Source organism: Archangium lipolyticum, from assembly GCF_024623785.1.
Taxonomy (GTDB): Bacteria; Myxococcota; Myxococcia; order Myxococcales; family Myxococcaceae; genus Archangium; species Archangium lipolyticum.
Genome location: NZ_JANKBZ010000024.1, coordinates 38,672 through 63,297, shown reverse-complemented (window position 1 = coordinate 63,297; position 24,626 = coordinate 38,672). Strand labels below are relative to the sequence as shown.

18 protein-coding genes are annotated in these 24,626 nt (G+C 70.7%); 6 read left to right on the top strand and 12 right to left on the bottom strand.

All coding sequences use genetic code 11. The annotated features are described in order from the left end of the window. Positions 1–24 precede the first annotated feature (24 nt). The 3 genes from NR810_RS36550 to NR810_RS36540 all read right to left on the bottom strand — a co-directional run bounded on the left by NR810_RS36550 (position 25) and on the right by NR810_RS36540 (position 3,218). Positions 25–726: a hypothetical protein gene (locus NR810_RS36550; protein ID WP_257459349.1), complete on the bottom strand. Its 702-nt coding sequence runs from the start codon at positions 724–726 to the stop codon at positions 25–27. A gap of 105 nt (positions 727–831) precedes the next feature. Beyond that, positions 832–2,826 carry a M56 family metallopeptidase gene (locus NR810_RS36545; protein WP_257459348.1) on the bottom strand — a complete coding sequence of 665 codons (1,995 nt, stop codon included), beginning with the start codon at positions 2,824–2,826 and terminating at the stop codon, positions 832–834. Continuing rightward, positions 2,823–3,218, bottom strand: a complete 396-nt coding sequence (locus NR810_RS36540; protein WP_257459347.1) for a BlaI/MecI/CopY family transcriptional regulator — start codon at positions 3,216–3,218, stop codon at positions 2,823–2,825. Before NR810_RS36540 ends, NR810_RS36545 begins: the two co-directional genes overlap by 4 nt. Before the next feature lie 208 nt (positions 3,219–3,426). On the opposite strand from NR810_RS36540, the gene NR810_RS36535 reads away from it, so the two are divergent. Next, positions 3,427–3,786, top strand: a complete 360-nt coding sequence (locus tag NR810_RS36535) for a hypothetical protein (RefSeq protein WP_257459345.1) — start codon at positions 3,427–3,429, stop codon at positions 3,784–3,786. A gap of 96 nt (positions 3,787–3,882) precedes the next feature. On the opposite strand, the gene NR810_RS36530 is transcribed toward NR810_RS36535, so the two are convergent. The 3 genes from NR810_RS36530 to NR810_RS36520 all read right to left on the bottom strand — a co-directional run bounded on the left by NR810_RS36530 (position 3,883) and on the right by NR810_RS36520 (position 8,251). Continuing rightward, entirely contained in the window at positions 3,883–5,529 is a 1,647-nt protein-coding gene (locus NR810_RS36530) for a lamin tail domain-containing protein (RefSeq protein ID WP_257459343.1), read from the bottom strand. A gap of 204 nt (positions 5,530–5,733) precedes the next feature. Next, a complete protein-coding gene (locus NR810_RS36525; protein ID WP_257459341.1) occupies positions 5,734–6,831 on the bottom strand; it encodes a hypothetical protein in 1,098 nt (365 codons plus the stop codon). Between the two features lie 13 nt (positions 6,832–6,844). Continuing rightward, on the bottom strand, positions 6,845–8,251 hold the full coding sequence (locus NR810_RS36520) for a vWA domain-containing protein (protein WP_257459339.1): 1,407 nt from the start codon (positions 8,249–8,251) through the stop codon (positions 6,845–6,847). A 240-nt stretch (positions 8,252–8,491) separates the two neighbouring features. On the opposite strand from NR810_RS36520, the gene NR810_RS36515 reads away from it, so the two are divergent. Then, positions 8,492–11,815: a pre-toxin TG domain-containing protein gene (locus NR810_RS36515; RefSeq protein ID WP_257459337.1), complete on the top strand. Its 3,324-nt coding sequence runs from the start codon at positions 8,492–8,494 to the stop codon at positions 11,813–11,815. A gap of 198 nt (positions 11,816–12,013) precedes the next feature. Then, positions 12,014–12,682, top strand: a complete 669-nt coding sequence (locus tag NR810_RS36510; RefSeq protein ID WP_257459334.1) for a hypothetical protein — start codon at positions 12,014–12,016, stop codon at positions 12,680–12,682. 14 nt (positions 12,683–12,696) lie between these two features. Here NR810_RS36510 and NR810_RS36505 read toward each other — a convergent pair whose 3' ends face one another. From NR810_RS36505 to NR810_RS36490, 4 genes are all read right to left on the bottom strand, one after another. Then, the gene (locus NR810_RS36505) at positions 12,697–15,174 is read right to left on the bottom strand and encodes an ATP-binding protein (RefSeq protein WP_257459333.1); all 2,478 of its coding nucleotides are present in this window, start codon (positions 15,172–15,174) and stop codon (positions 12,697–12,699) included. Positions 15,175–15,258: 84 nt separating this feature from the next. Beyond that, positions 15,259–17,790 carry an ATP-binding protein gene (locus NR810_RS36500; protein WP_257459331.1) on the bottom strand — a complete coding sequence of 844 codons (2,532 nt, stop codon included), beginning with the start codon at positions 17,788–17,790 and terminating at the stop codon, positions 15,259–15,261. 102 nt (positions 17,791–17,892) lie between these two features. Further along, positions 17,893–19,560 (bottom strand): sensor histidine kinase, encoded by a 1,668-nt coding sequence (locus NR810_RS36495; protein ID WP_257459330.1) that lies wholly within the window; start codon positions 19,558–19,560, stop codon positions 17,893–17,895. 93 nt (positions 19,561–19,653) lie between these two features. Continuing rightward, entirely contained in the window at positions 19,654–20,172 is a 519-nt protein-coding gene (locus tag NR810_RS36490) for a GreA/GreB family elongation factor (protein WP_257459329.1), read from the bottom strand. Positions 20,173–20,236: 64 nt separating this feature from the next. Here NR810_RS36490 and NR810_RS36485 point away from each other — a divergent pair, with 64 nt between their 5' ends. Beyond that, positions 20,237–20,518, top strand: coding sequence for a rhodanese-like domain-containing protein (locus tag NR810_RS36485; protein WP_257459327.1), 282 nt, complete (start codon positions 20,237–20,239; stop codon positions 20,516–20,518). Positions 20,519–20,617: 99 nt separating this feature from the next. Here the strand turns inward: NR810_RS36485 and NR810_RS36480 are convergent, their stop codons facing one another. Beyond that, the gene (locus NR810_RS36480) at positions 20,618–21,538 is read right to left on the bottom strand and encodes an alpha/beta fold hydrolase (protein ID WP_257459326.1); all 921 of its coding nucleotides are present in this window, start codon (positions 21,536–21,538) and stop codon (positions 20,618–20,620) included. A gap of 223 nt (positions 21,539–21,761) precedes the next feature. Between NR810_RS36480 and NR810_RS36475 the strand changes: the two genes are divergently transcribed. After that, entirely contained in the window at positions 21,762–23,054 is a 1,293-nt protein-coding gene (locus NR810_RS36475) for a phytoene desaturase family protein (protein ID WP_257459324.1), read from the top strand. After that, positions 23,051–24,016, top strand: coding sequence for a sigma-70 family RNA polymerase sigma factor (locus NR810_RS36470; RefSeq protein ID WP_257459323.1), 966 nt, complete (start codon positions 23,051–23,053; stop codon positions 24,014–24,016). Before NR810_RS36475 ends, NR810_RS36470 begins: the two co-directional genes overlap by 4 nt. A 26-nt stretch (positions 24,017–24,042) precedes the next feature. Here NR810_RS36470 and NR810_RS36465 read toward each other — a convergent pair whose 3' ends face one another. Then, positions 24,043–24,618, bottom strand: coding sequence for a class I SAM-dependent methyltransferase (locus NR810_RS36465; RefSeq protein WP_257459322.1), 576 nt, complete (start codon positions 24,616–24,618; stop codon positions 24,043–24,045). Positions 24,619–24,626: the final 8 nt, after the last annotated feature.

Below are 24,626 nucleotides of genomic sequence, written 5' to 3'. Positions count from 1 at the left end.
AAGGCCCCCCCTCGTGGGCTGTTCCTACTTCTGGCTTCCGTTCTTGTTCCCCGAGAAGGAACGGATGTAGTTCGCGTCGATTGCATGGATGCGCATCTGTACCAGTTGCTCGAGTGTGACACCCGGGTAGCCCGCTTCCCTTATCTCCCGGATGTACCGGGGGGTGACGCCGTGGATGCGCGTCGCCACCAGGTCGTCGAGGTCCAGCTTCTGGAATCCTAGCGCGGCCAGCTCGCGGATGTGCTCGGGCGTCACCTGGAAGATGGCCACCTGGAGGAGCTGGTCGTGCGGAATCTTCGTGTAGCCGAGCTCCGCCAGCGCCTTCACCCGCGTGGGCCCCATGTCGAAGAGGGCGAACTGGAACTGCTCCTCCTGGGAGAGGTCCGGGTAGCCGAGCTTCGCCATGTCCCGGGGCCAGGCGGCGTCCGGCTCGAAGCGGTAGTGGCCCGCGCCCTCGCCTCCGGAGAAGCGGCCCTCGAAGCTCACGGTGCCCGCCTCGCGCACGAGCTGGAACTTCGTGTCGCCCTCCGCCGTGCTCAGCCCCTTCAAGGCGGAGCGTGGAACGGTGAAGCCCATCTGCCCGCGCTCCTCGAAGCGGAGGTTGAGGCTCACGCGGTCATCGAGCACCTTGCCCGTCCATGTGCTGGCGAGCGGCGCGGCCATCGCGGAGAGGCTCCACAGCAGGACGGCGGCGGCGGGGAGGTACGGCAGTCGGGTGGTTCGCATGGTTCGGGCTCCTTCTCGGGACACTTCGGGCAAGAGAGGGCCCGGCGGCGCGCGCGGGGAGCGCGGCCGTGGGCCCGTGGGAGGTGAGGGGAGGGGAGGGGCGGGTTACTTCTTCTTGCGCAGCTCGCGGATGAAGTCCGCGTCCACGCCGCTGGCGCGCAGGCGCACCAGCTCCTCGACGGAGAGCTTGTCCAGCCCCTCGTCGCGCAGCTTGCGGATGAAGTCCGCGTTCACGCCCAGGGCGCGCAACTGCACCACGTCGTCCGCGGGCAGCTTGTCCAGTCCCGATTCGCGCAGCGAGCGGAGGTACTCCGCGTTGACGCCGAGCGCCTTGAACTGCACCAGGTCGTCCGCCGGGAGCTTGTCGTAGCCCGCGTCTTTCAGCGCCTGTACGTACTGGCCATTCACGCCCAGGGCGCGCAGCTGGACGAGGTCATCGAAGGACAGCTTGTCGTAGCCGGCGGCCTTCAGCTCGTTGATGAAGCGCGCGTCCACCCCGAGCGCCGCCGCCTGCGTCAGCTCGTCTCCCGAGAGCTTGCCGTACCCGGCCGCCTCGAGCGCCTTCACGCGCTCCGGTGACACCCCGAGGTGCTTCATCTGCACCAGCTCGTCAGCGGAGGGCTTGCGGCCCAGCGCACCCGTCATCTCCTTCACGTACTCGGGCGTCACGTGGGCGTGGCCGAACTGCACCAGGTTGCCCACCGTGGGCTCGTAGCCGAGCGACTCCAGCTCCTTCACCCGCTCCGGCGTGACTCCGGCCACCTTGAGCCCGATGAGCTGGTCCACCGAGAGCTGCTTGTCGCCCACGCGGGTGGTGTCCTCGTCCACGTCCGGTACGTCCACGTCCTCGCCCCGGGGGCGCGGAGCCGGCATCGGCCTGGGCGCGGGAACGGGCGCGGGAGCAGGTGGGGGCACGGGAGCCTGCGCGAGGACGGCCTCGAGCACACCCCCCACGACCGGGGTCACGATGGAGGTGATTGCCGGGGCGCTCGCGGGAACGGGGGCCGCGGGGGCCTCGGACACCGTCGTGGAACGCTCGGGGACCATGAGGGCCGCCAGGGGGGCAGCCACCGCCATGCCGCTCATCAATGTAAGGACCGAGGCACCCGCCGCCCACCGCGAGGAGCAGCGCGCCGCGGGCGCCACCACCAGCCGGCGGACACGCTCCGTGAGCGAGCCTCCCAGGGCGGACATCGCCGGGCTCCCGGACTCGAGCGGCGTCACCCGCAGGGACTCCAGCGCGGTGAGGGCCCGGGCGTACGAGACCGCGTTGCCGCTGGTGCCCACGGCGATGTCGTCGCAGCAGTGCTCGCGCTCGACGCGGATGACGCGCGACATCCAGCCCACCGCCGGGTGGTAGAAGAAGAGCGTCTCCACCAGCGTCTGCACCAGGTTCACCGCGTAGTCGTAGCGGCGGATGTGGGCCAGCTCATGCGCCAGCACCATCTCCAGCTGGCGCGCCGACAGTCCGGTAAGCGCCGACATGGGCAGCAGCACCACCGGCCGCAGCCAGCCCACCGCCGCGGGCACGTCCAGCGCCGCCGAGCGCAGCAGCCGTACCGGGCGCGTCATCCCCAGCCGCTCCGCCAGCCGCTCCAGCGTCCGCTGCCACTCGGCGGGCGCGGGCTCCGCCTCCCGCACCAGCCGGCGCAGCTTCAGCCATCCGGACAGGAGCCGCAGCGACGACACCGCCACGCCCAGGCTCCACGCCAGCACCAGCCAGTGCATGTGCTCGCCCAGCGGTGCCAGCACCCGCTCCAACACGGGGGCCGGCTCGGTGGCTCGCGCGGCTTCCGGGGTGGACACCACCGCCTGTGTCACCCCGAGTCCGGGGGCCGCCATCTCCGGGGAGACCGGCTCCAGCGCGGGAGCCATCGGGAGCGGCTCCGCCTCCTGGCTCGAGGTGTAATGGTGCCAGCCGGTGAGGACGGGCAGCACGAGCATCAGCGCCAGCGCGCCACACGCCAGCAGGTAGCGCAGGGAGGCCGCGCGCCGGTCGAGCACGCGCAGCGCCACCGCCAGCGCCGCCGCCACCAGCGCGCCCTGCCACAGCAGGTGCAGCAACGCCCAACCCAGGGACTGCGACACGGCTCCGCTCATGACTCCTCCTCCCCCTCGAGGGTGTCCAGCAGCTTGCGCAGCTCGGCCAGCTCTTGCGCCGAGGCCTTCTTCGTCGACAGCGCCTGCATCGCCAGCTGGGCCGGTGAGCCTCCAAAGGCACGGTCCAGCAGGTCCGTCACCAGTTGCCGTTGCGTCTTCTGCTGCGTCACCCGCGTCCGGTACACGTGGGCCCGCTGGGACTCGTCGCGCTCCACGAGCCCCTTGTCCGTCATGATCTGCATCAGCTTGAGCACCGTGGTGTAGCCGGTGCCCTCCGCGCCCTTGTTGAGGGCCTCGTGCACCTCGCGCACCGTGCTCGGGCCTCGCTCCCACAGCACCTGCAGGATGCCCAGCTCCGCGTCCGTCGGCCGCGGCAGCTTCGTCTCGCTCATCGCGCTTCCCTCCCGTCAGCTTCTCCCGGCAAGGTATACGAAGGGATTCGTAGATGTCAACGAAGGTCTTCGTAGATGGGGGATGACGGGCGGGAGGTGGTCCGATTGTCTGCCTGGCCGCAGGGGGACTGCCCTGGAAGGGGACTTCCGGCCCGAGGGCGCACGCTCCACCTTCCGGGGAGATCGGAATGTGCAGCGGGAGGCTGGGATGGCGGACAAGCGCAAGACTGGGACGGGCAAGCGCACGGTGGTGAGGCGGCGCCGGGCGGCGAAGGGCGGCACGGCGGGCCGGCTCGCGGTGCGCCGGGATACGGCGCCGTATCGTCGCGCCGCCTCGGAGGAATTCGTCGGAGAGGTACGTGAGCGCATCGACGCCGCGCTCGCCGAGGGCCGGCGGATGCGCGAGGACATCGAGAAGCGCATCGACCAGCGGCTGGCGGAAGAGGAGAACGAGGCCAGCACGCTCCTCTCCCAGCTGACGGCCCGGGCCCGGTTGCGCGCGCTCAAGCCGCCCGAGCCGCATGAGAAGAGCGCGAAGACGGGCCGCTCGTCGAAGCACTCGAAGTAGGCGCCCGGTCCAGCACGCCGTGTCGGGTGACATGGCGCTCCTCGTGAAAAGAGGAGCGCCACGAGGGCGAGCGCGTCCGACGCGCGTGGCCTTGGCTCAGAAGGCGGAGCCGCTCACGCGCTTGCCGGGCGAGGCCGCCAGGCCCGACAGGGTGGTGTGCAGCACGAAGGAGCCGCCGCTGCTGGCGTCCGGGCTGCGGTTCATCGACACGCCGTCCGTGCCCGAGAGCGACGAGGGATAGGTGGTGGAGTTCACCGTCGTCCCCGCCGAGTTCTTCACCGCCACGGTGTCGCCGCTGTTGCCCAGGCCCAGGGTGCCCGTGGAGGCGGCCACCGCGTTGGCCAGGCCCGAGGGAATCCCCGTGGAGCCACCGAACACGACGATCGCCGCGCCCGCCGCCAGCGTGGTGCCGCTGGTGAAGGTGTGGCGCACGCCGGTGCTGTCGGAAATGGTCCAGCCGGAGAGGTCCGCCGCCGTCCCGCCCGAGTTGACGAGCTCGACGAACTCACCGTTCACGTCCGAGCCCGCCTCGTTGGCGAGCACCTCGTTGATGAACACCACGGCGGAGCCGCCGCCGGTGGACGTGGTGATGGTGAAGGCCGCGTTGCTCGTGTCGGTGACGGTGGAGTCGGAGGCATCGCTCACGCGCACGCGGGCGGTGGTGGTGGCGCTGCTCGGCACCGTCCAGGTGTAGCTGCCCGTGGAGGCCGAGGTGCTGGAGGTGAGGGGGGTCCAGGTGGAGCCGTTGAGCGTGTACTCCACCTTCACGTTCGTCACGCCCGAGGCCGTCCAGGTGATGGCGCGGCTGCTGCCGCCCACCCAGCTCTCGCCGCCGTTGGGTGAGGTCACCGTGATGCTCGCGGTGGTGGTGTCACTGGGGATGAGGAAGTCCTTGATGACGGCCATGTGCTGCATGTTGGTGGCGCCGCTGTCCGCGCTCAGCGCGGGGGAGATGTCCGACAGGGGCGAGTACACGCGCGTGTCCACCACCAGGCCCGCGCTGAACGAGCTGGATCCGATGACGGTGGACGTCTGGTAGGCGCGCAGATCGCTGTCGACGAGGACGTGGTCGTACGGGCTGCCACGGCTCGCGTTGGTGTTGGTGTTGCCGTTCCTGTCCGCCGGGTACGGGCTGCTCGTCGTCACCACCTGTGAGAAGGTGGTGAAGCAGGACTCGGAGCGGCTGCTGGTATTGAAGTCACCGCCGATGGCCAGGTAGTCCCCCGTCGGCACGTGGGTCTTGATGAAGTTGACGAGGTTGGTGGCCTCCGTGTTGCGCGTGGTGCTGCTGGAGGTGAGCAGGTGCACGCTCACCACCCAGAGGTCCTTGGGCCCCGGCACGTCGATGCGCGCCCAGGCGAAGTCGCGGTTGGTGACCTGTGTATCGTCCCACTCGCCCGAGGCGATGATGGGGTAGCGGCTGATGATGCCGTTCGGAATCTGCGCGCCCGCCTCGCGGTAGTAATAGAAGCTCGAGCCGAACGCGGTGTTGACGAAGTTGCGGATGGCGGTGGCCGAGTTGTCCCCGTAGTTGAACTCCTGGATCATCACCACGTCCGGCTTCGTGCCCTGGAAGATGCGGATGCCCTCGCCCGGGTCGTAGCTCTGCAGGTTGCCGCTGGTGGTGTTGGCCGCCATCAACCGCAGCCGCACGCTGGCCAGCGGCGCTTCCTGGGTGCCGGTGGTGTCATCGACCACCCCGTCCTGCGGTACGCCGCAGGCCGCCAGGGTGAGGGAGAGCATGGCCGCCAGAAGGCGACCGAGGAGCGTGTACCTCGGGGAGGGTTCTGTCATGCGCACGGGTCGGATCCCTGCTCCGGGAGCTGGAGCGGTGGGGGTGGGACGAGAGCGGGGTGGGGACCCGCTCTCACCTTCCGAGATTATCGGAAGAAGATCCGGCGCGTTGTGTTACAACTTATTAAGTACGCTGTGGCTTCAATTCTCGGGTCAGCTCATGACCTTGGTGGACTCGGGCACCGGGGCCGCCGGAGCCGATTCACCCGAGCCTTCCTCTCCCAGTGCGGCCAGCTTGCGCGCGAGCTGCGCGGCCTGCGCGCCCTTCGAGCCCAGGTCTCCGCCCTGTACGCCCACCAGCGACACCCGCGCCCGCTCCAGCAGCGCCACCTGTGCGTGCAGCTGCGCCAGCAGGCGCTCCCGCTTGCGCCCCAGCACGTCCAGGTTGTTGAGCTCCTCGCCCAGGGACGACGCGGCCAGCTCCAGCTGCCGCCGTGCCACCGCGTCCGTCGCCGCGGCTGCCTTCGCCCGCAGCTCCTTCACCTGCGCGTCCACGCTGCCCTTCTGTACCGCCTTGAGCTGCGCCTCCAGCCCCGCGTGCGTCTCCGCCAGGGAGAAGACCTCTCGTGCCATCTTCTCCAGCACGCCCACCAGCTCCGTCTTCCCCGGCCCGGCCGTCAGCCGCCCCGCCTCCTTCTGGCACTGCCGGTAGAGCTCCACCGCGCGAGACACCAGCTCCTGGGCCTCGCCGGAGAGCTGCTTCTCCAGCCCCATGCCCCGCGCCTCCAGCGCGTCCCCGTGCACCTGCACGTGCGCCGCCAGCGTCCCCACGCTCCAGAAGAGGGCCACCGCCGCCAGTCCCACCACCGCGCCCAGCGCCCCGAGCCGGCCGTCGAACAGCCGCACGTCCATCACCTGCTTCACGAAGAGTCCCAGCGGCACCAGCGCTCCGGCGCCCACTGCTCCGGCCAGCACCTGCGAGGGTTTCGGCCGCCACTTCGTCCCCAGCCAGCCCACCACCCCGGCCGCCAGCGCGCCCATGCAGGACTCGGCCAGCGGGGTCGGTATGTTCAACACATCCGGGAGGTTGAGGAGCACGGGCAGGCCCACCAGCATCCCCACCCGCGCCTTCCAGTCCACCCGGGCGCTGGCGAGGGCGGCCCCCGTCACCGCGAGGAAACCCATGTCCACGGGCACGCGCAGCCGGGCGGCCACCACCGCGCACACGCCCGCCAGCGCGCCTCCTCCCAACGCCCGCAGCGTGCGTACCTCGAAGTCCTCGCGTTCCTGGAGCTGCACCGACAGGGGCATGACGACGGGCCTTTCAGTAGGCGTTGTTCTGTCCGAAGGTCTTCAGCGACTTGCGATGAAGCTGTAACGCCTCACGCCGCACGGCGGTTTCATCCTGGGCGTTGAGATAGGCTGCCTTCGTCCGGTCCACGTCCGCAACCTCCCCCGCCAGCGCCTCGGCCGACGAGCCGAAGAGCCGCCGGGCATTGTCCAGCATGCCCAGGGCCTTCTCCCGGTTGCCCTGCTTCATCTGCTCGGCCGCCGCTTGCATTTCCCGGGCCCCGAGCGCCCGCACCGCGTGCACCCGCACCTCCTGGTCCAGGTTGGCCCGCACCAGGGCCTCGTCGTCCGTCACCTTCGCCGTGAGGCCCAGGTCCACCTCCGTCTGGCGCTCGGCCAGCACGTCCCAGTACCGCAGCCGCGCGCTCAGCACCCCCCGGGGGGCCTCGGTGGGCTCCAGCGAGAGGGTCAGCTTCACCACCACCCGCGTGTCCTGGCCACCGGCCAGGTCGTACAGTGGCACCACCAGGGTGCGGCCCTCGCGCCGCGCCGGCAGGCCCATGGCCTCCGCGTCCGTGACGCCCTCGGGTAGATTCAGCCGCAGCTCCACCCCGCGCGCCACCGTGCCCGCCGCCTGCTCCAACTCGCGCCGGAAGATGTCCGCCAGCTGCTCCGAGTCCTGGATGTAGCCGTAGAAGCCGCCGCCCTCCTCGGCCATGCCCCGCATCAGCCGCTCGTTGAAGTCCTCGCCCACGCCCAGGGCGCTCACCGCCATGCCCTCGCGCTGGAAGTTGCCCGCGAGCCGCCGCAGCTCCCCATCCTCGGTGAGTCCCGCGGTGGGCTGCCCGTCGCTCAGCAGCACGATGCGACTCACCCGGAAGCTCCTCGCGTACGGCCGCAGCTCCTGGGCCGCCGCCTCCAGGCCTCCGCTGATGTTGGTGGAGCCCTCGTCCTCGATGGCGTCCACGAAGTCCAGCATCCGCGCGCGTGCGTCCTCCGACACCGCGGTGCTGGGGAAGACGCTCACGTCCGTGCCGTAGTGCACCAGGGCCAGCCGGTCCTCCAGGCCCAGGCGCTCCACGAGCATGCGTGCCGCGTGTTTGGCGTCCACCAGCTTCTGCCCGCGCATGGAGCCCGAGCGGTCGATGACCAGCGCCAGGCTCACCGGCTGCCGCGTCTCCGTGTTCCGGGCCTTGTCCGCGCGCACGGTGAGGGCGGCGTAGGCCTCGCTCGGCCCCGCCATCAGGTAGGCCCCGGACAGCTTGCCTTCCAGCGTCAGCACGCCGCTGCTGGCCGCGACGGGTTGCAGCACCACGCCCGTGGGAGCCTCGCCGGGCTGGGCCACCGTGTGGCTCGTGTCCTTCTGGCGGGGCAGGCCCACCACCCCCGCCGCGAGGGCGAGCAGCGCGGTGGTGGCCAGCAGCAGCGTTGTCCGGTTCATCGAGGGACCTCGGAATGCGGGGGAGGACAGGAGCTCAGCCTGTCCCAAGTGGTGCGCCCACCCCATCCGTCAGGAGGAGGAGGGTCCGGCAATCGACCGATGCCCTCGGTTCCCCATCCTACTCGTTCTGGGACGGTCGGGCGGGTAGGGCGCCCTCGCCTGTCCCTCCCTGGCCAGCGGCTGGCCTTCAGGGCGATTCTGACCACCCCTGTGACGTCGTGAAGCAGGCCGGAGCGGAACATGCGGATGCCCTCCCTCTTCGCGGTCGTGCTGGTGGCGCTGTCCACGAGGGCCGCCTCGGCCCAGGAGGAGCGCTTCGATGTGCAGGCCTTCCGGCCCCTGGGCTCGCCTCAGGACGTGGTGGGAGTGGACCAGTCCCGCGCGCTCTCGCCTCACTCCGCGTCGGCGGGGGTCTTCCTCCACTTCGCGTTGGACCCGCTGGTGCTCCGGGTGCACGGCAGTGACGTGAAGGCGCTGAGCGTGGTGGGTCCCCGGCTGCAATTGGACCTGCTGGCCTCGGTGGGGGTGGCCGACGGGGTGGAAGCGGGTCTCACCGTGCCGCTGGTGCTGGCACAGGGCTCGGACAACCTGGAGGCGATCAGCTCAGAGGGCACCGTGCGCTCCTTCGCCCTGGGAGACGTGCGGCTGCGCGGCAAGGTGGCCGTGCCCGGTCTGCGCCGGCGCGCGGAGGACTCGGGGTGGGGCGCCGCGCTCACGCTCGGCGTGGGACTGCCCACCGGTTCGCGCGAGGCGTTCGCCGGGGAGGGCGCGCTCACGTGGATGCCGGGAGCGGTGGTGGACTACCGCTTCGACTCGGGGGCGCTGCTGGCGCTGGATGCCGGGTTGTGGCTGCGCCCCACGCATGAGTTCCTCGGCGTGCGCTGGGGCAATGCAGCCACCGTGGGCCTGGGCGCGGAAGTGCCCGTGTTGCGCGGTCTGGGCGTGACGGCCGTGGGCACTCTCACCGGGAGTACTCCGCTGGTGGGACAGCCGGGGCTGGCGAGGCAGGTGCCCGTGGAGGGGCTGGTGGGGTTGCGCTGGTACAGCCCTTTGGGTCTCACCGTCACGGTAGGTGGAGGTGGCGGTTGCGGCTGCTCGCTGACGGCACCCACCTTGCGCCTCTTCTCCTCGGTGGTCTGGGTCCCCTACCGGGGCTCCGAGTGGCATGCCCTGGAACGCTACAAACGGCCGCCTCGTCCAGCACCGCCAGCCTCCATGCCACCCCTGCTCCTGGACGTGGACGGGGAGGACTCGGACGGGGACGGCGTGGTGGACAGGCGGGACGTCTGCCCCCGCCATGCGGCGGGTCCAGGTGGACGTGAGGGCTGTCCCCGGGTCCGAGAGGAGGATGGGCGGTTGGTGACACGGGGGCCGGTGCGCTTCGCCACGGGGCAGGAGGTGTTGCTGCCCGACTCGGTCCCCGTGCTGGAGGAGGTGGCGGCGGTGCTGCTCTCCCGCCCGGAGGTGCGACGCGTGCGGGTGGTGGCGACGACGGACCCTGGAGACAGCGGGGCACTGGCACTGGCGCTCGCTCACCGCCGGGCCGCCACCGTGCGACGCCACCTGCTGGACAGCGGTGTCGCGGAGGAGCGGCTGTGCGCGGTGGGCCGCACGCGCGAGCGGTGGGAGGGAGACACGGGCCAACACCTGGAGTTCGTCGTGGAGTCCGGGAGCGGGCCGCTGCCTCCCTGCACTCACGAGGCGGATACCAGCACGCCGTCTCCCGCCTGGGAAATGGAGGGGACGAAGGAGGTACGCACCCGGGCGTGGGCGGCGGCGCGCGGGTTGACGCGGCTGGGGGCGTGGCTGGCGCTGGGCCTGCGCGTGGAAGGCGAGCGGGTGCGGTTGCTACGTGTCCGCGCGCACGAGGGCTCGGGCGCCGAGGTGGGGGCGGTGAAGGCGGAGGACGTGCGCCCCCTGCTGGAATGGGCTCTGTACCGATACGCGCGGGGGCGGGAGGGCGAGGTGGTGCTGACACTGCGGCGGGGTCTGGTCATGTGGACGGAGGAGGAGGAGTCCACCGGCCCGGTGCTTCAGGCCACCACGCTCCAGGCGCCCCACGAAGTCTTCCTGCGCAACCAGAGAGAGAAGCTCCAGGTGGGCACTGTCTCCGAAGAGGCACGTCGCGAGGGGCTCACGGCATTGAAGAAGCTGGAGGGCTGGTTGCTCCTTCAACCGGATTCGGCGCTGGAGAGGACCGGCTCTCCCCTGACGCGGTACGCGGAGCTGATGGAGGAGGAGAGGCAGCGCGAGGTGCGCTGGCGGGCGGTGCAGCGCAAGCTGGCCGAGTACGAGCAGTGGGGAAAACGCCTGCTGGCCACGTACTCCGCGCCTCCGCACCGGGTGGCGCCGGGCTACCTCGTCAGCGAGTCACCCCTGCGCGAGCGGTCCCTGCGGGCCCTGGGTGATGCAACGCTCGCCTGGGCCTACGCGCATACGGAGGACCCTGACTTCCTCGAGCGCACTCCCGACCAGGTGGCCCTGTACCTGCTGGCGAGCCGCTCGGCCCTGGCCACCGTGGTGCACCTGGGACGCATGGCGCCGGTGCACCTGGACTACACCGAGGCCTTCGATCCGGAGGTGTACACCACCGACGAGCTGGTGCTGGAGCTGCTGGTGGGCCTCGCGCCGGGCGCGGGCGAGGTGACGGACGCACATGCGGCCTTCAGCGGACGCAGCCTCACGGGCCACCAGCTCAGCCCGACCGAGCGCGTGCTGTGCGCGGTGGGCGTGCTGCTGCCCTTCGTCACCGGCAAGGTGCTGAAGGATGCCGGAGAGGCGGGCCTTCAGCGCTTCGCCCTGCTCACGGGGCGGAGTCTGGATGAGGTGCGGGTGCTCTCGCGCGTGGCCGCGCGCCTCTCGCCCGAGAACGCCAGGGAAGTGGAGCGCCTGATGGTGGCTGCCTCCAAGGGGCACACCTTCACGGAGGAGGAGATGCAGTTCCTTCAGCGTGTAGCGCATGGCCTGGAGGCGCCGCTGCGCGAGGCCGCCGAGGCCCTGAGGGCAGGCCAGAAGGTGCCGTTGCTGGGAGCGCGTACGCTGGCGGACGGAAGCAGGCTGCTGCCCGGCAGCCCCTCCCACAAGGCACAGCGCTGGATTGACTATCAGTTCCGTCACCCCGAGAAGTACCGTCACTTCTCCTTCCAGCCGGACGCGGACTGGGCGCGCATGTACGAGACCATTCTCGAGAACCGGCCGGCGGGCAACGCCTTCGAGGACGCCATCCTCCAGGCAGGGAAGTACGAGCGCAACACCGCGATGATGTTGCCGCCGCCGGGGAGCGGCGCCCGGGGCTTCATGCCCGACTCGGTGAAGGGCAGCCCGGTGGAGCTGGTATGGGGTCAGCCCTACCCCTTCGTCGAGGCCAAAGCACGAAAGGTGTTATCCCTGTCCGGGAACCTCGAGGCGATGCTTGGGTATGTGGAGACATATGGCGGTCACATCGAACTCTGGGTCCGTTCCTCCCGGCACCCTGATGGAGCTACGCACCTTTCGAAGCCGCTTCTTCGCGTCTTGAACAGGTTGAAAACACAAGGAAAGGCAGCGGTGAAACCTTATCCGTGACCCTCTTTTCCGACAGGCCGGGTGTTACGTTCCCCAACGTGGTGTTTTCCACTCAAGATGGATATGGCTATCAAGTATTTTGATACTCAGATCGGACTGCCCCCAGGCCGCCCTTCTCCCTCGGTGATTGGAGAGTTTCTCTCCCTCGTCCTTCGCGAATTCCGTTGGTTCGAACCCAGGCGTTATGGCTATGCATCCTTGAGAGAACCCATCGACCCGCACCGCCTCGACCTTGGTGCGCTCGTCGCCTACTACGAAAAGCATGGCAACTTGCACGTGGCGGCACGCACCGATCGGGACTTCATCTCGATTTATCCCGTCACGACCGGTGCCCCGCCATACACAGGGATGATCTCCTGGCTGACGTCCGCGAGCTCGGCCTCGAAAGCCTCGTGGCGCGCGGCCCATGCACAGCAGGTGGTCGAGCTCATGCGCCTCGTCCAGTCTCCGCTGGCCCTGGCCGGGTTGGATACGGATCTTCACGGCAAACACTGGAGGCTCGTGCACAAGAGCCTCCCCACGGATGAGGGAAAGGACTTCACCTATTCGGAAGAGGAGTTCACCGTGCGCGACTACAGCGAGGGCCTCACGGGCCTCGTCTGGCGCAACTTCTACGGGCCGCCCTTCGTGCGCATGTTCGGCCAGCGGCTCGAAACTCTGCCCTCGGAGTGCCGCGAGTCTTTCGGTGAGGACCTCGTCCTCGTCCAGCCCTACGAGCTGCCCACTGAAGCGGGCACCGAGGCGGGCATCGCCCGCGAGCGCGAGCTCATCTCCCTGCTCGGCCCCGAGTGCTTCTACGACCACGAGCGCCATACACTCCCCACCCGCCGCCCCGTCCTGGACACACCTGGCCAGCCACTTCACTGACCGGTTCCGTCCGCTCAGCTCCTCACGGCCTCCGCGTTGCGCAGCACGAACTCGCGCACCACGCGCTTCACCGCGGCCTCGTCGAAGGGCTTCTCCAGGGTGGGGTTGGGCACCCGCGCCAGGAAGTCCCTCGCCCCCTGGGTGAACGCCCCGCCGGAGACGAAGACGAAGCGTTGCTCCAATCCCGAGCCGCCCTGCTGGATGGCCTCGTACAGGTCCTTGCCCCCAAAATCCGGCATCATCACGTCGCACAGGATGACGTGGAATCGCCCGTCCGCCGTCAGCCGCTCCAGCGCCTGCCGCCCGCTGGTGGCCAGCTCCACGTCGTGCTCGCGGAGGATCCGCCGCAGCGAGCGGCCCACCGCGGGCTCGTCGTCCACGATGAGCACCCGTCCACGTTGGGCCGTGGGTGCCGGCTGCGGGGCCTGCACCGGCTTCTCCACCCGGGCGCACTCCTCGGCGACCGGCAGCACCACCCGCACCACGGTGCCCTGGCCCGGCTCGCTCTCCACGGAGATGTCCCCGCCCAGGCTCGTGATGATGCCGTGGCAGATGGACAGGCCCAGGCCCGTGCCCACGCCCACCGGCTTCGTCGTGTAGAAGGGGTCGAAGATGCGCCCGAGCGCCTCCCGGGGGATGCCCGAGCCCGTGTCCTGCACCTCCACCACCACCCGCCCATCCTGTCCCAGGCGTGTCACCAGGCGGATCTCATTCCTCTCCGCCGCGCCCTCGGGGATGGCCTGGGCCGCGTTCACCACCAGGTTGAGGAACACCTGGCACAGCCGGCCCTCGTTGCCCATGACGCGCGGCACGGGCCCGAACTCGCGCCGCAGCCGCGCACGGTGCTTGATTTCGTTGTCGGCCAGCGTCACCGCCGACTCCAGCACCGCGTGCACGTCCACCGGCTCCACCCGCTCCTCGTCCGGCCGCGAGAAGGCCTTGAGCTGGCGGACGATCTGGCGCACGCGCTCGGCGCCCTCGCGCGCCTCGGCCAGCACCGAGCGCCACTCCTCAGGGCCTCGCGCGAGCACGGGCGAGCGGCTCATCTCCTCCGCCAGGAAGCCCAGGTTGGAGATGACGAAGGCCAGCGGGTTGTTGATTTCATGGGCGATGCCCGCCGCGAGCGTCCCCATGGAGGCCATCCGGTCCGCCAGCGACAGGCGGCTCTGCAACTGCCTCTGCTCGGTGACGTCGCGCGCGATGGACACCACGGCCGGCTCGCCATCGAAGAGCAGGGGCAGCGAGGCGAACTCCGCCACGCGCACCTTTCCGTCCCGCCGCATCAATCGCCGCTCGCCCGTCACCAGCGCCACCGAGCCCTCGGGCGTGGGCGGATCGTCCAGCACGAACTCCCGCAGCCGCCGCCCCATCAGCTCCTGCGGGCGCGCGAAGCCCAGCGAGGACACCAGCGCCGCGTTGGCGTAGATGATGCGCCCGTCGCGCTGGATGGCCGCCGGGTCCGGCACGCCCTCCAGGAGGATGCGGAAGCTGGCCTCGGACAGCTTGAGGGCCTCCTCGAACTGGCGCCGCTCGGTGATGTCGCGGGCGATGCCCTCCACCGCCACGCACAGCCCCGAGGCGTCCATCACCGGCGTCACCACGTGTTGCAGCCACACCGTGCGCCCGTCCCGCCGGGTGAAGCGCACCACCACCGGCGAGTCATGCTTCTCGGGCTCGGCCAGCAACTGCTCCAGCACCTCCCGGTCCTCCGGGTGCATCTGCCGGTGCCACAGCTCGGGATCCCTGTAGTGCTCCTCCGGGGTGAAGCCCAGGTTCTTCGTCACCACGCCGCTGACGAAGGCGAAGCTGCGCGTGCCCGCCAGCTGGTAGCGGTACAGCACGTCCGAGGCGTTCTCCGCGATGCGCCGGAAGCGCAGCTCCCGCTCGCGCAGCGACCGCGCCGACTGCCGCTGCTCCATCGCCAGCGCGATGGCTCCGGCCGCCGCCCACAGCAGGTCCACCTCCAGCTTCTCCCACTCCCGCGCCTCCACGCAGTTGTCGAAGCCGATGAAGCCCGACAGCGTGCCGTGCACCCACAGCGGCAGCGTGAGCACGGAGAGGATGTCCTGCGACTCCAGGAGCCTTCGCTCCTCGGAGGGCAGGTCCTTCACCAGCGCGGAGAGGATCTGCCCTCGCGACAGCAGCTCGTAGACGTGCGGCAGCTGCCGCTCCAGGTGCATGTCCTGCAGCTCCGGGTTCTCGAGCTCGGGCTTCACTCCGGGGGCGCACCACTCGGCGCGCTGGCTGAAGAGCAGGTTGCCGTCCGGGGAGCGGTGGGCCTCGAAGAGGTAGGCCCGGCTGGCTCCCGAGGCCTCTCCCAGCGGCTCCACCAATTCCTCGAACAGGCTCTCCGCGGGCGAGGCCGCCAGCAGCCGCTGCTGAATCTCCACCAGCGCGGTCAGGTAGCGCTCACGCCGGGCCAGCGCGGCCGTCGCGCCGTGCAGCTCGGGGGGACGGGGGGAGGCGTCGGTCGGCTGAGGCTTCGAATGCATGGGGGGAAAACCTTCCGGAGGATACCCCGTCCGCCTCCTCTCCTGCATCAAACACTGAGAAACCGGGTATCGGTTGGACCCCCTCTAACCGGCGGCGGCGATGGGGGCGATGGCTGGCGCCTCTCGGGGCAGCCGGACGTGGAAGCAGCTGCCCTGCTGGGCGCCGGGGCTCTCGGCCCAGATGGTGCCGCCGTGGCGCTGGACGATTTCCCGGCAGATGAAGAGGCCCAGCCCCAGGCCGCCGAAGTGCCGCGAGGTGGCGTTGGAGGCGCGGGCGAAGGGCTGGAAGAGGGAGGCGAGGCTCTCGGGCGGAATGCCGATGCCCTCGTCGCGCACGCGCAGCTCCACGGACTCGGGGGTGAGATGGAAGCCCACGCGCACCGTGCCGCCCTGGGGGGAGTAGCGCACGGCGTTGGACAGCAGGTTCGTCACCACCTGCTCCAGGCGGGGGCCGTCCCAGACGCCCTCCACGGGCTCCTGGGGGGCCTCGAAGGTGAAGCGCAGGCCCTCGTCCCCCCTCAGCTCGAAGCGCTCGATGACCTCGCGCACCAGGGGCACCAGGTCCACGCGGGCGCGCTCCAGCTCGAAGCGGCCGGCTTGAATCCGCGAGGTGTCCAGCAGGTCGTCCACCAGGCGGGTGAGGCGGTCCGTCTGCCGGGCCATGGAGCGCAGGGCCTTGAGGGTGCGCTCGCGCTCGGGGAAGTCGCCGCCCTTCTCCATGCGGTTGAGGGTGAGGGCGGCGAAGCCCTTGAGGGGGGTGAGGGGCGTGCGCAGCTCGTGGCTGGCCACGGAGAGGAACTCCTCGCGCAGGCGCACCGCCTCGCGCAGCTCGCCCTGGGCGGCCTCGGTGCGCGAGGCCATCTCGTTGAAGCCGCGGCACAGCCCGCCCAGCTCGTCCTCGTCGTCCTCGGGCACGCGCCGGCTGAGCTCGCCCCGGGCGATGGCGGCGGTGGCCTCCACCAGCGTGTCCAGGCGGCGCATCAGGTCCCTCGCGACGAACTGGGAGAGGGCCAGGGTGAGCAGCACGCCCACGGCCAGCATGGCGACGAAGGCCGCGCTGGTGCGGGTGATGGCGCGGTAGGCCACCCCCAGGTCCTGGGTGACGACGACGCTCCACTCGGTGCCGGGCACGGGCGCGTCGGCGGCCAGGAGGATGTGCCGGTCCTCCGCGTCGAACGTCTCCACCACGCCCTCGTCGATGTTGGTGAGGTGCAGGCGAAGGGCGCTGGGGAGCAGGGCCTCGCTCAGCAGCGGGGCGCCGGGCTGGGTGTCGCGCAGCAGCAGCAGGCCGCGCCTGTCGAGCACCTGCACGCGGAAGCGCTGGGCGGCGGGCGTCACCGCGGCGGACAGGCGCTCCAGGGACAGCAGGCCCACGAGCATGCCCTCCAGCTTCCCGTCCTGTTTGAAGGGGAGGGCGACGGCCACGTGGGGCAGGCCGAGCTGGCTGACGTAGGGGCGCGAGACATAGGGGGCGCCGGTGCTCAGCACGCCGGCGTAGTAGTCGCGGTGGGCGAAGCTGCCCATTTGCTCGTGGCCGTAGGAGGTGGCGAGCCCCACGCCCTCCTTGTCCACGGCGAGCGCGGCGTCGAAGGCGCGCGCCTGGGCGGGGAGGTTGCGCAGGTAGAGCTCCAGCAGCTTCGTGTCGCGCGAGGCGAAGGCGCTGCGGAAGCCGGGGGACTCGAGCAGCAGCTGGAGGGACTCGCGCGCGTCGTCCAGGTAGCGCACGAGGAAGTCCGCCTCGCCGGCCGCGGCGCGCACGGTGTCGTCGCGCACCTGGTTCTCGATGGCGCGCTGGGCGAGCCAGGCGCCGAAGCCGCCCAGCGCCAGCAGTGGCACCAGCCCGGCGAAGGCCAGCCCGCGCAGCAGCTTGAAGGCCACGGTGCGAGGGGCGCGGGGCCGGAGGCCAGCGGCCATGAGGGCGCAGGTGAAGGTGAGGATGAGGTAGATGCAGGCGGCGGGTCCGGAGCCGCTGCGGCCCAGGCCCCAGGCCAGCAGGGCGAAGTCCACCGCCAGCAGGCCGAAGTAGACGCGGGGCAGCCAGGGCCAGCGCGTGCTCGCCGGGGCCAGCAGCCCCGCCCCGCTCACCAGGAAGACGAGCCCCATGGGCACCAGCAGCGGGGCGAGCGCGGCGTAGAAGACGGTGGGCAGGTGCTGGTGGGCCCCCAGCATGAGGAGCCCGAAGCACAGCGCGATGAGCGCCACCACGCCGCGGAATACCTCGCGCCGCCGCCACGCGGGGGACGTCTCCAGCGCCAGCCCCGCCAGCAGCAGCGGGTAGAGGATGGCGCCGGTGAGGCCCCCGGTGCGCACGTTGAGCACCCACCAGTACAGGCCGGTGACGGCGCCGAAGCCCACGCGGCCCAGCACGTCCAACCAGCGCGGGGCGTGCGGATAGAGGAGCGTGGCCATGAGCACGATGCTGCTGGCCAGGTACGCCAGGCCCATGGCGCGCACGTACGGGTAGAGGGGCCGGAAGGCGGCGGCGTGGAACTCGTACGGCGCGTACGTCATCGCCACGCCGAAGATGAGACCGAACAGCGCGGCGGGCCAGGTGAGGGGCAACGGGGGCGTGCGCGCGGGCTCGGCTTCCGGGCCCGGCTCGGGGGACGAGCGCATGGGACCCTCCTTCCAAGCAGCTTGCCCGGACTAAATCCACATGCTGTGTGTGCATCGTCCATCGCCCGACAGGAGCGGGTGTGGGCGCGAGGAGGCTGTTTCTCAGGCGCTGGCTTCGCGGGGCAGCTCCACGGTGAAGGTGGCGCCGGCGCCGGGGGTGCTCAGGACGCTCACCGTGCCGCCCAGGGCCTCGATGATTTGACGGGTGATGTAGAGGCCCAGGCCCAGGCCGCCGTAGTGTCGGTCCGACACGGCGCGCTCGAAGCGGCCGAAGAGGCGCGGCAGGCTCTCCGGGGCGATGCCGATGCCCTCGTCGCGCACCACCAGGCGGACGCGCTCGGCGTCGGCCTCCACCCGCACCACCACGGGCTTGCCCGCGCCGTACTTGAGCGCGTTGGACAGCAGGTTCGTCACCACCTGCTCCAGGCGCAGCCTGTCCCACATGCCCCGGGCGGGGCCGGGGAGGTGGAGGAGGATGGGGCTCTGGGACTGGGTGGCGGGCAGCTCGAAGCGGGCGGCCACGTCCTGGACGAGCGCGGTGAGGTCCACCTCCTCCAGGTCCAGGCGCAGCCGGCCGGCGTGGATGCGGGTGACGTCGAGCAGCTCGTTGACGAGCGCGTTGAGGCGGCCGGCGTTGCGGTCGACGTTCTCCAGCTTGGACATGAGCGAGGCGGGCAGCGTGCCGGCCTCCCCGCGGCGGGCGCCGCGCAGCAGGGACTGGACGTTGAGCTTGAGGGAGGTGGTGGGGGTGCGCAGCTCGTGCGCGGCCACGGTGAAGAACTCGTCACGCTGGGCGACGGCGTGGCGGGCCTCGCGGAAGAGCAGCACGTTGTCGACGGAGAGGGCCACCCGGTCTCCCAGGTCCTCGGCGAAGCGCAGGTCCTCCGGCTCATAGGCGCGCTCGGAGAAGGTGAGGAGGACGAGCACGCCCAGGGTGCGCCCGCGCGCGCGCAGGGGCACGGCCATGAGGGAGCGGGGCCCCATCATGCGCATGAGGCGCAGGTGCTCGGGGTCGCGGGTGAGGGAGGAGAGGAGGGCGGGCGTCACCCCGGTGAGCAGTTGGGGAGTGTCCTGGGGCAGCAGCAGCCCCATGGGGCCGGGCTCGGCGGAGGACTGGGTGCAGTGCCGCATCACCTCGACGAGCAACGTCTCCTGGGCGGGCTCGCTGGCCACCGTCTCGAGCAGCAGCGGCTGGCCCCTGCTGTCGAGCACCTGGAGGACGCAGCCCTCGCCGAGCGTGGGGACGCACCGGCGCGCCAGCTCGTGCAGGGCGCTCTCCACGTCGAGCGAGGCGGTGAGCAGGTGGCTGACCTCGGCGAGGAAGCCCGTCTCCAGCTCCTCGCGCTTGCGGCGGGTGATTTCGCTGAACCAGAGGGTGAGCATCTCCCGGCGCTTGAGGGCGACGACGCGGAACCAGCGCGAGCGGTTGGCCAGGGGGAAGCACACCTCGTCGATGTAGGGCTCGCCGCTCTCCACCACGCGCACGTAGCGCGCGAGGATGCCGCGGGCGCGCACGTCCGGGAGCAGCTCCGAGAGGCCCCGGCCCCGGATGTGGGTCAGACCCATGCCCAGCATGGACTCGGAGGCGGGGTTGGCGTACTGCCAGTGGAAGTCCACCAGCTCGCCGGAGGGGTCGCGCACGGGGGAGAGCGCCATGAAGCCGTCGGGGTGGTCCGCGACGAGGGCCCACTCCTCCTGGTGGGAGGCCGAGGCGGAGACCTCGTCCGGCTCCTCCGGGATGCTCTTCATGGCGGCACGGAGCATGGCCATGGCTGGCGACCTCCTACTGGCGCAGGACCCCCCAGCGCCTGCTCTTCACGGGAAATCGTGGAATGAAGCGTGGCGGCGATCAAGCTGGGGGAGTCAAACGACTTCGAGGACCGTCCACTCGCGTACCTCGCCGGCCAGGGTGACCTCGATGGTGTCGCCCGCCCGACGTCCCATGAGGGCGCGGCCGACGGGGGAAGCGGGGGTGATGACGGAGAGGAAACCATCGCCGCCGGGGCCTGTGAGCTCGGTGCCGGCGCCGACGGGGAGGAGGAAGAAGGTGCGCTCGGCGAAACCATCCTCGTCCTCGGTGGAGACGTCGATGATGGCGCCGAGGGCGACGGGGCCCTTGCGCGAGAAGCGGGGGAGGCCGGCGTCCTGGAAGTCGGAGAGGGCCTTGAGCTCCTCCTGGACGCGGCGGGCGCGTTGGGCCTGGCCGGAGGCGAGGCTGCCGTACTCGATGACGGCGCGGCCGTCTTCCTTCTTCTCGGACTCGGTGGCCAGGGAGCGAGCGGCCTCGCGGGCCTCGAGCTCGGCGCGATGGGCGACGCGGTCGCTCTGACGGAGACGCTCGGCGAGCTGGGCCAGCAACTCTTCTTTGTCCAGCAGTGGCATGGGTGCGACAGGACTGTAGCTCCGTGGCGTGAGGGCTCCAGTTTCCGGCTACAGTCCGTGGCCCATGACGCCGAAAGAACTGTCGGAGAAGGCCCGGGAGCTGGTGGGGCAGGGGTGGGTGTTGTTGGACGTGAGGACGCCGGAGGAGTACCGGCAGGGGCACCCGGAGCCGGCGAGGAACATTCCGGTGCAGGAGCTGCCGCAGCGGGTGGGGGAGGTAGGACCGCCGCAGACGAAGGTGGTGGTGTACTGCCAGGCGGGGGGTCGGAGCGCGATGGCGGTGCAGATCCTCCGTGCGCACGGCTTCACGGACATCTTCGACCTGAGGTCGGTGAACAACTGGTAGGGCCGGGCAACCCGAGCAACTCCTCCCTCTCCCTCTGGGAGAGGGTCGGGGTGAGGGTATGGAGCCCCGTGGCCCACTGGAGTCGTCGGGACAATCCGCTCACCGCGGATGCAGGCCGCGCAGGAAGCGCATCACGTCATGGACGAAGCGGTGGGGCTGCTCGACGTGGGGAGCGTGGCCGGTCCGCGAGTAGAGGGCGAAGGAGCCCTGGGGGAGGGCATCGGCGAGGGCCCGCTGTTCGGAGACGGGGAAGAACCCATCCTGATCGCCACCGACGACGAGGGAGGGCACGGAAATTTCGCCGAGACGCGCGGAGTGGTCCTCGGCGATGAGGCCGGCGAGGGAGGCCTGCCAGACGCGAGCGGGGACCTTGAGGCTCTCGGAAACGGCGGTGTCGAGGAAGGAGGGAGGGATGGGGCGGAAGAAGGTGCTGGCCTGGAAGTCGCGGACGAAGGCGGGGTCGATGGGATCGGAGAGGGTGTCGACGTAGGACATGAGGTCGGCGGCGACGGGGTTGCCGTGGACGGTGGGGGCCGAGCCGATGAGGACGAGGGCCTGGACGCGGTCGGGGTATTGGAGGGCGACCTGCTGGGCGATGAAGCTGCCCATGGAGTGGCCGACGAGGACGGCGCGCTGGATGCCCTGGGAGTCGAGGAAGGCGGCGACGTCGGCGGCGAAATCGGATTGCGAGTAGCAGCAGGCGGGGCGTGACGAATCACCATGGCCGCGCTGGTCGAGCGCGTAGACGTGGAAGCGGCGGGGGAGGATGGGGAGGACGCGGTCGAAGGAGAGGTACGAGTCGGTGTAGCCGTGGAGGAGGACGAGCACGGGGCCGTCCTGACGACCCTGCTCGACGTAGTGGAGCTGGACGCCGGTGGAGAGCTGGACGGTGCCTTCGCGGAAGGAGGCGGAGGAGTCAGGGGCCTCGAGCGGTGAGGAAGGGAGGACCGTCTGCGCGGCGAGAGCGGTGGGGGCGCCGAGAGCGGTGGAGGCGAAGAGCAGGAGCAGATGAGCCTTCATGCGGAGGATCCCTCGAAAGGTAGGGAGCCGACCCTAACGAAGCCCCCTGACACCGGACCCACTCCTCCCTCTCCCTCCGGGAGAGGGTCGGGGTGAGGGTATCGAGTACCCAAGGCACCCCACCGTGCGACGAGCCGGGAAAAAGCGCCGTGTAACCTTTGAAACCCCTCCGGCGTGGACCGGGTGAGCCCGAGGAAAAGGGCGGCTCGGAAGGGGACCGGAGATGAAGAAGACGACGGAAGTGGCGGTGGTGGGAGGAGGGATGGGGGGTCTGGCGGTGGCGGTGCTGCTGGCGAGAGGAGGGCGGAAGGTGACGCTCTTCGAGAAGTCGAGGCACCTGGGGGGGCGAGCGCAGACGACGGTGGTGGAGGGCTACCAGCTCAACCTGGGGCCGCACGCGCTGTACATGGGAGGGGCGGCGGCGCGGGTGCTGGGGGCGCTGGGGGTGCCGATGCGAGGGCGGGGCCCGACAGGGGAAGGGAGCCTGGCGCTGCGAGATGGCCGCCTGCACGCACTGCCCTCGGGGGCGGTGTCGCTGCTGATGACGGATCTGCTGGGGGCGGCGGGCAAGCTGGAGTTGGGGAGGGTGATGACGGGGCTGATGAAGGAGGACGCCGCGAAGCTGGAGGGCACGAGCCTGCGCGAGTGGCTGGAGGGGCACGTCTCGAGAGCGGAGGTGAGGGAGGTGGTGGAGGCCGTCTTCCGGCTGTCGACGTACTGCGCGGACACGAGGGAGCTGGGGGCGGACGCGGCGGTGGCGCAGTACCAGGTGGCGAGGAAGGGGGTGCGCTACATCGACGGCGGCTGGAAGGAGCTGGTGAACGGACTCGTCGCGTTGGCGGGGAGCGCGGGGGTCGAGGTGGTGACGTCGGCGCGGGTGGAGACGGTGGAGCGGGAGACGGGAGGGGGGTCGTCCCGGGTGCGAGGGCTGCGGTTGGCGGACGGGACGGAGTACGAGGCGGAGGCGGTGGTGGTGGCGGGGTCGCCGAGGGAGGTGGCGGAGCTGCTCCCCGGAGACGAGGTGTTGGCGGGGTGGGCGGCGGAGTCGGTGCCGGTGAAGGCGGCGTCGCTGGACGTGGGCCTTTCGAGGCTGACGAGGCCGAGGGCGCTGTTCGCGCTCGGGGTGGACGGCCCGTGGTACGCGTCGGTGCACACGGGGTGGGCGAAGCTGGCGCCGGAGGGAGGCGCGTTGGTGCACGTGGCGAAGTACCTGGGGGGGAAGGACACGGAGGCGAGCGAGAGGGAGTTGGAGGAGGTGTTGGAGCTGCTGCAACCGGGCTGGCGCGAGCACGTGGTGACGAAGCGCTTCCTGCCGGGGCTGACGGTGATGAACGCGCTGCCGACGAAGGAGAAGGGGCTGGCGGGGAGGCCGGGGCCCGGGGTGGGGCACGTGCGAGGCCTGTACGTGGTGGGAGACTGGGTGGGGAGGGAGGGGATGCTGGTGGACGCCTCGCTGGCGAGCGCCGAGACGGTGGCTCGGGAGCTGCTGAGAGAGGCGGGAGCGAGAGCGGCATGACGTCGGCGGCACACGAGGCGCTGGAGAGAGCGGCGAGGGAGAACGAGAAGTTCCTCTGGGGCCTCTGCTACCGGATGACGGGGGTGGCGGCGGACGCGGACGAGCTGGTGCAGGAGACGTACGCGCGAGCGCTCACGAAGCAACCGGCGCGGCCGGAGGAGCTGCGCCCGTGGCTGACGCGGGTGGCGCTGAACCTGGCGCGGGACAGGCTGAGGAGGAGGAAGCGGGAGGGGTACGAGGGCCCGTGGCTGCCCTCGCCGGTGGAGACGGGGGAGGAGGCGGTGCCGTCGGTGGAGGCGGAGCTGCCTGGGGGAGGGACGACGGAGGGGCGCTACGAGCTATTGGAGAGCGTGTCCTTCGCGTTCCTGCTGGCGCTGGAGGCGCTGACGCCGAGGCAGAGGGCGGTGCTGCTGCTGAGGGACGTATTCGACTACTCGGTGAAGGAGGTGGGGGAGAGCCTGGGGATGAGTGAGACGAACGTGAAGGTGACGCACCATCGGGCGAGAGAGGCGATGGAGACGTACGACCGGGGGAGGTGCGTGCCGACGCGGGAGCTCCAGGAGCGGACGAGGGGTGCGCTGATGGGATTCCTGGGGGCGCTGGCGACAGGGGACGTGGCGGCGGCGGAGGCGTTGCTGGCGGAGCCGGTGAGGGCGTTGTCGGATGGAGGAGGCGAGTTCTACGCGGCGAAGGTACCGGTGGTGGGGGTGAGGAGGGTGGCGCTGCTCTACCGTCGGCTGATGGAGCTGCGAGGCCCGGCGGACGCGGTGGAGTTGCGGATGTTCAACGGCCTGCCGGCGGTGGTGGCGGAGTGGAGGAACTGCGAGCCGCGCAACGCCGCGAGGATCGTGATGCGGGTGGAAACAGGGCCGGATGGACGTATCACCGAGGTGCACTCGGTACTGGCGAGCCGCAAGCTCGGGAACCTGCGTGAATCCCCTCTCCCTCTGGGAGAGGGTTAGGGTGAGGGTCTTCCGCCCCGCCCGAGTCACACGGGAACGGCGACGAGCTCCTCGACGACCTCGCGCAGGTGCTGTGCGCGCTGGACGATGCGGAAGCCGGCGGCCTCGACGAGGGGAACGGTCTCCCGATTGAGACGACACCCACCGGACATCCGGCACCAGACAGGATTGAGCCCATCCTGAAGGTGAGCGAGCGCGGGGCGAGGAGAGCGGACGTGCTCGAGCATGCGGAGCTGGCCGCCGGGTCGGAGGACGCGGCGGATCTCCGCGAGGCCACGGGCGGGCTCCTCCACACTACAGAAGACGAGGCAGGAGACGACGGCGTCGAAGGAGCGGTCGGGGAAGGGGAGCTGCTGGACATCGGCCTGGAGGAGCGTGACGCCGGGGCGGCGGAGGCGCGCGCGGGCGAGCATGTCGGGGTCGATGTCGATGGCGACGGTGGAGGCGACCGAGGGCGGGTAGGAGGGGAGGAGCCCGGTGCCGGTGCCCACCTCGAGGACGTCACCGGAGAGCCCCTCGACGAGCCTGTGCCGGGCGCGGTCGAGCCCGAGCCATCCGAGGGGAGTCATGAAAGCGTCGTAGAGCAGGGCCCTGGCGGTCATGGCTCCCC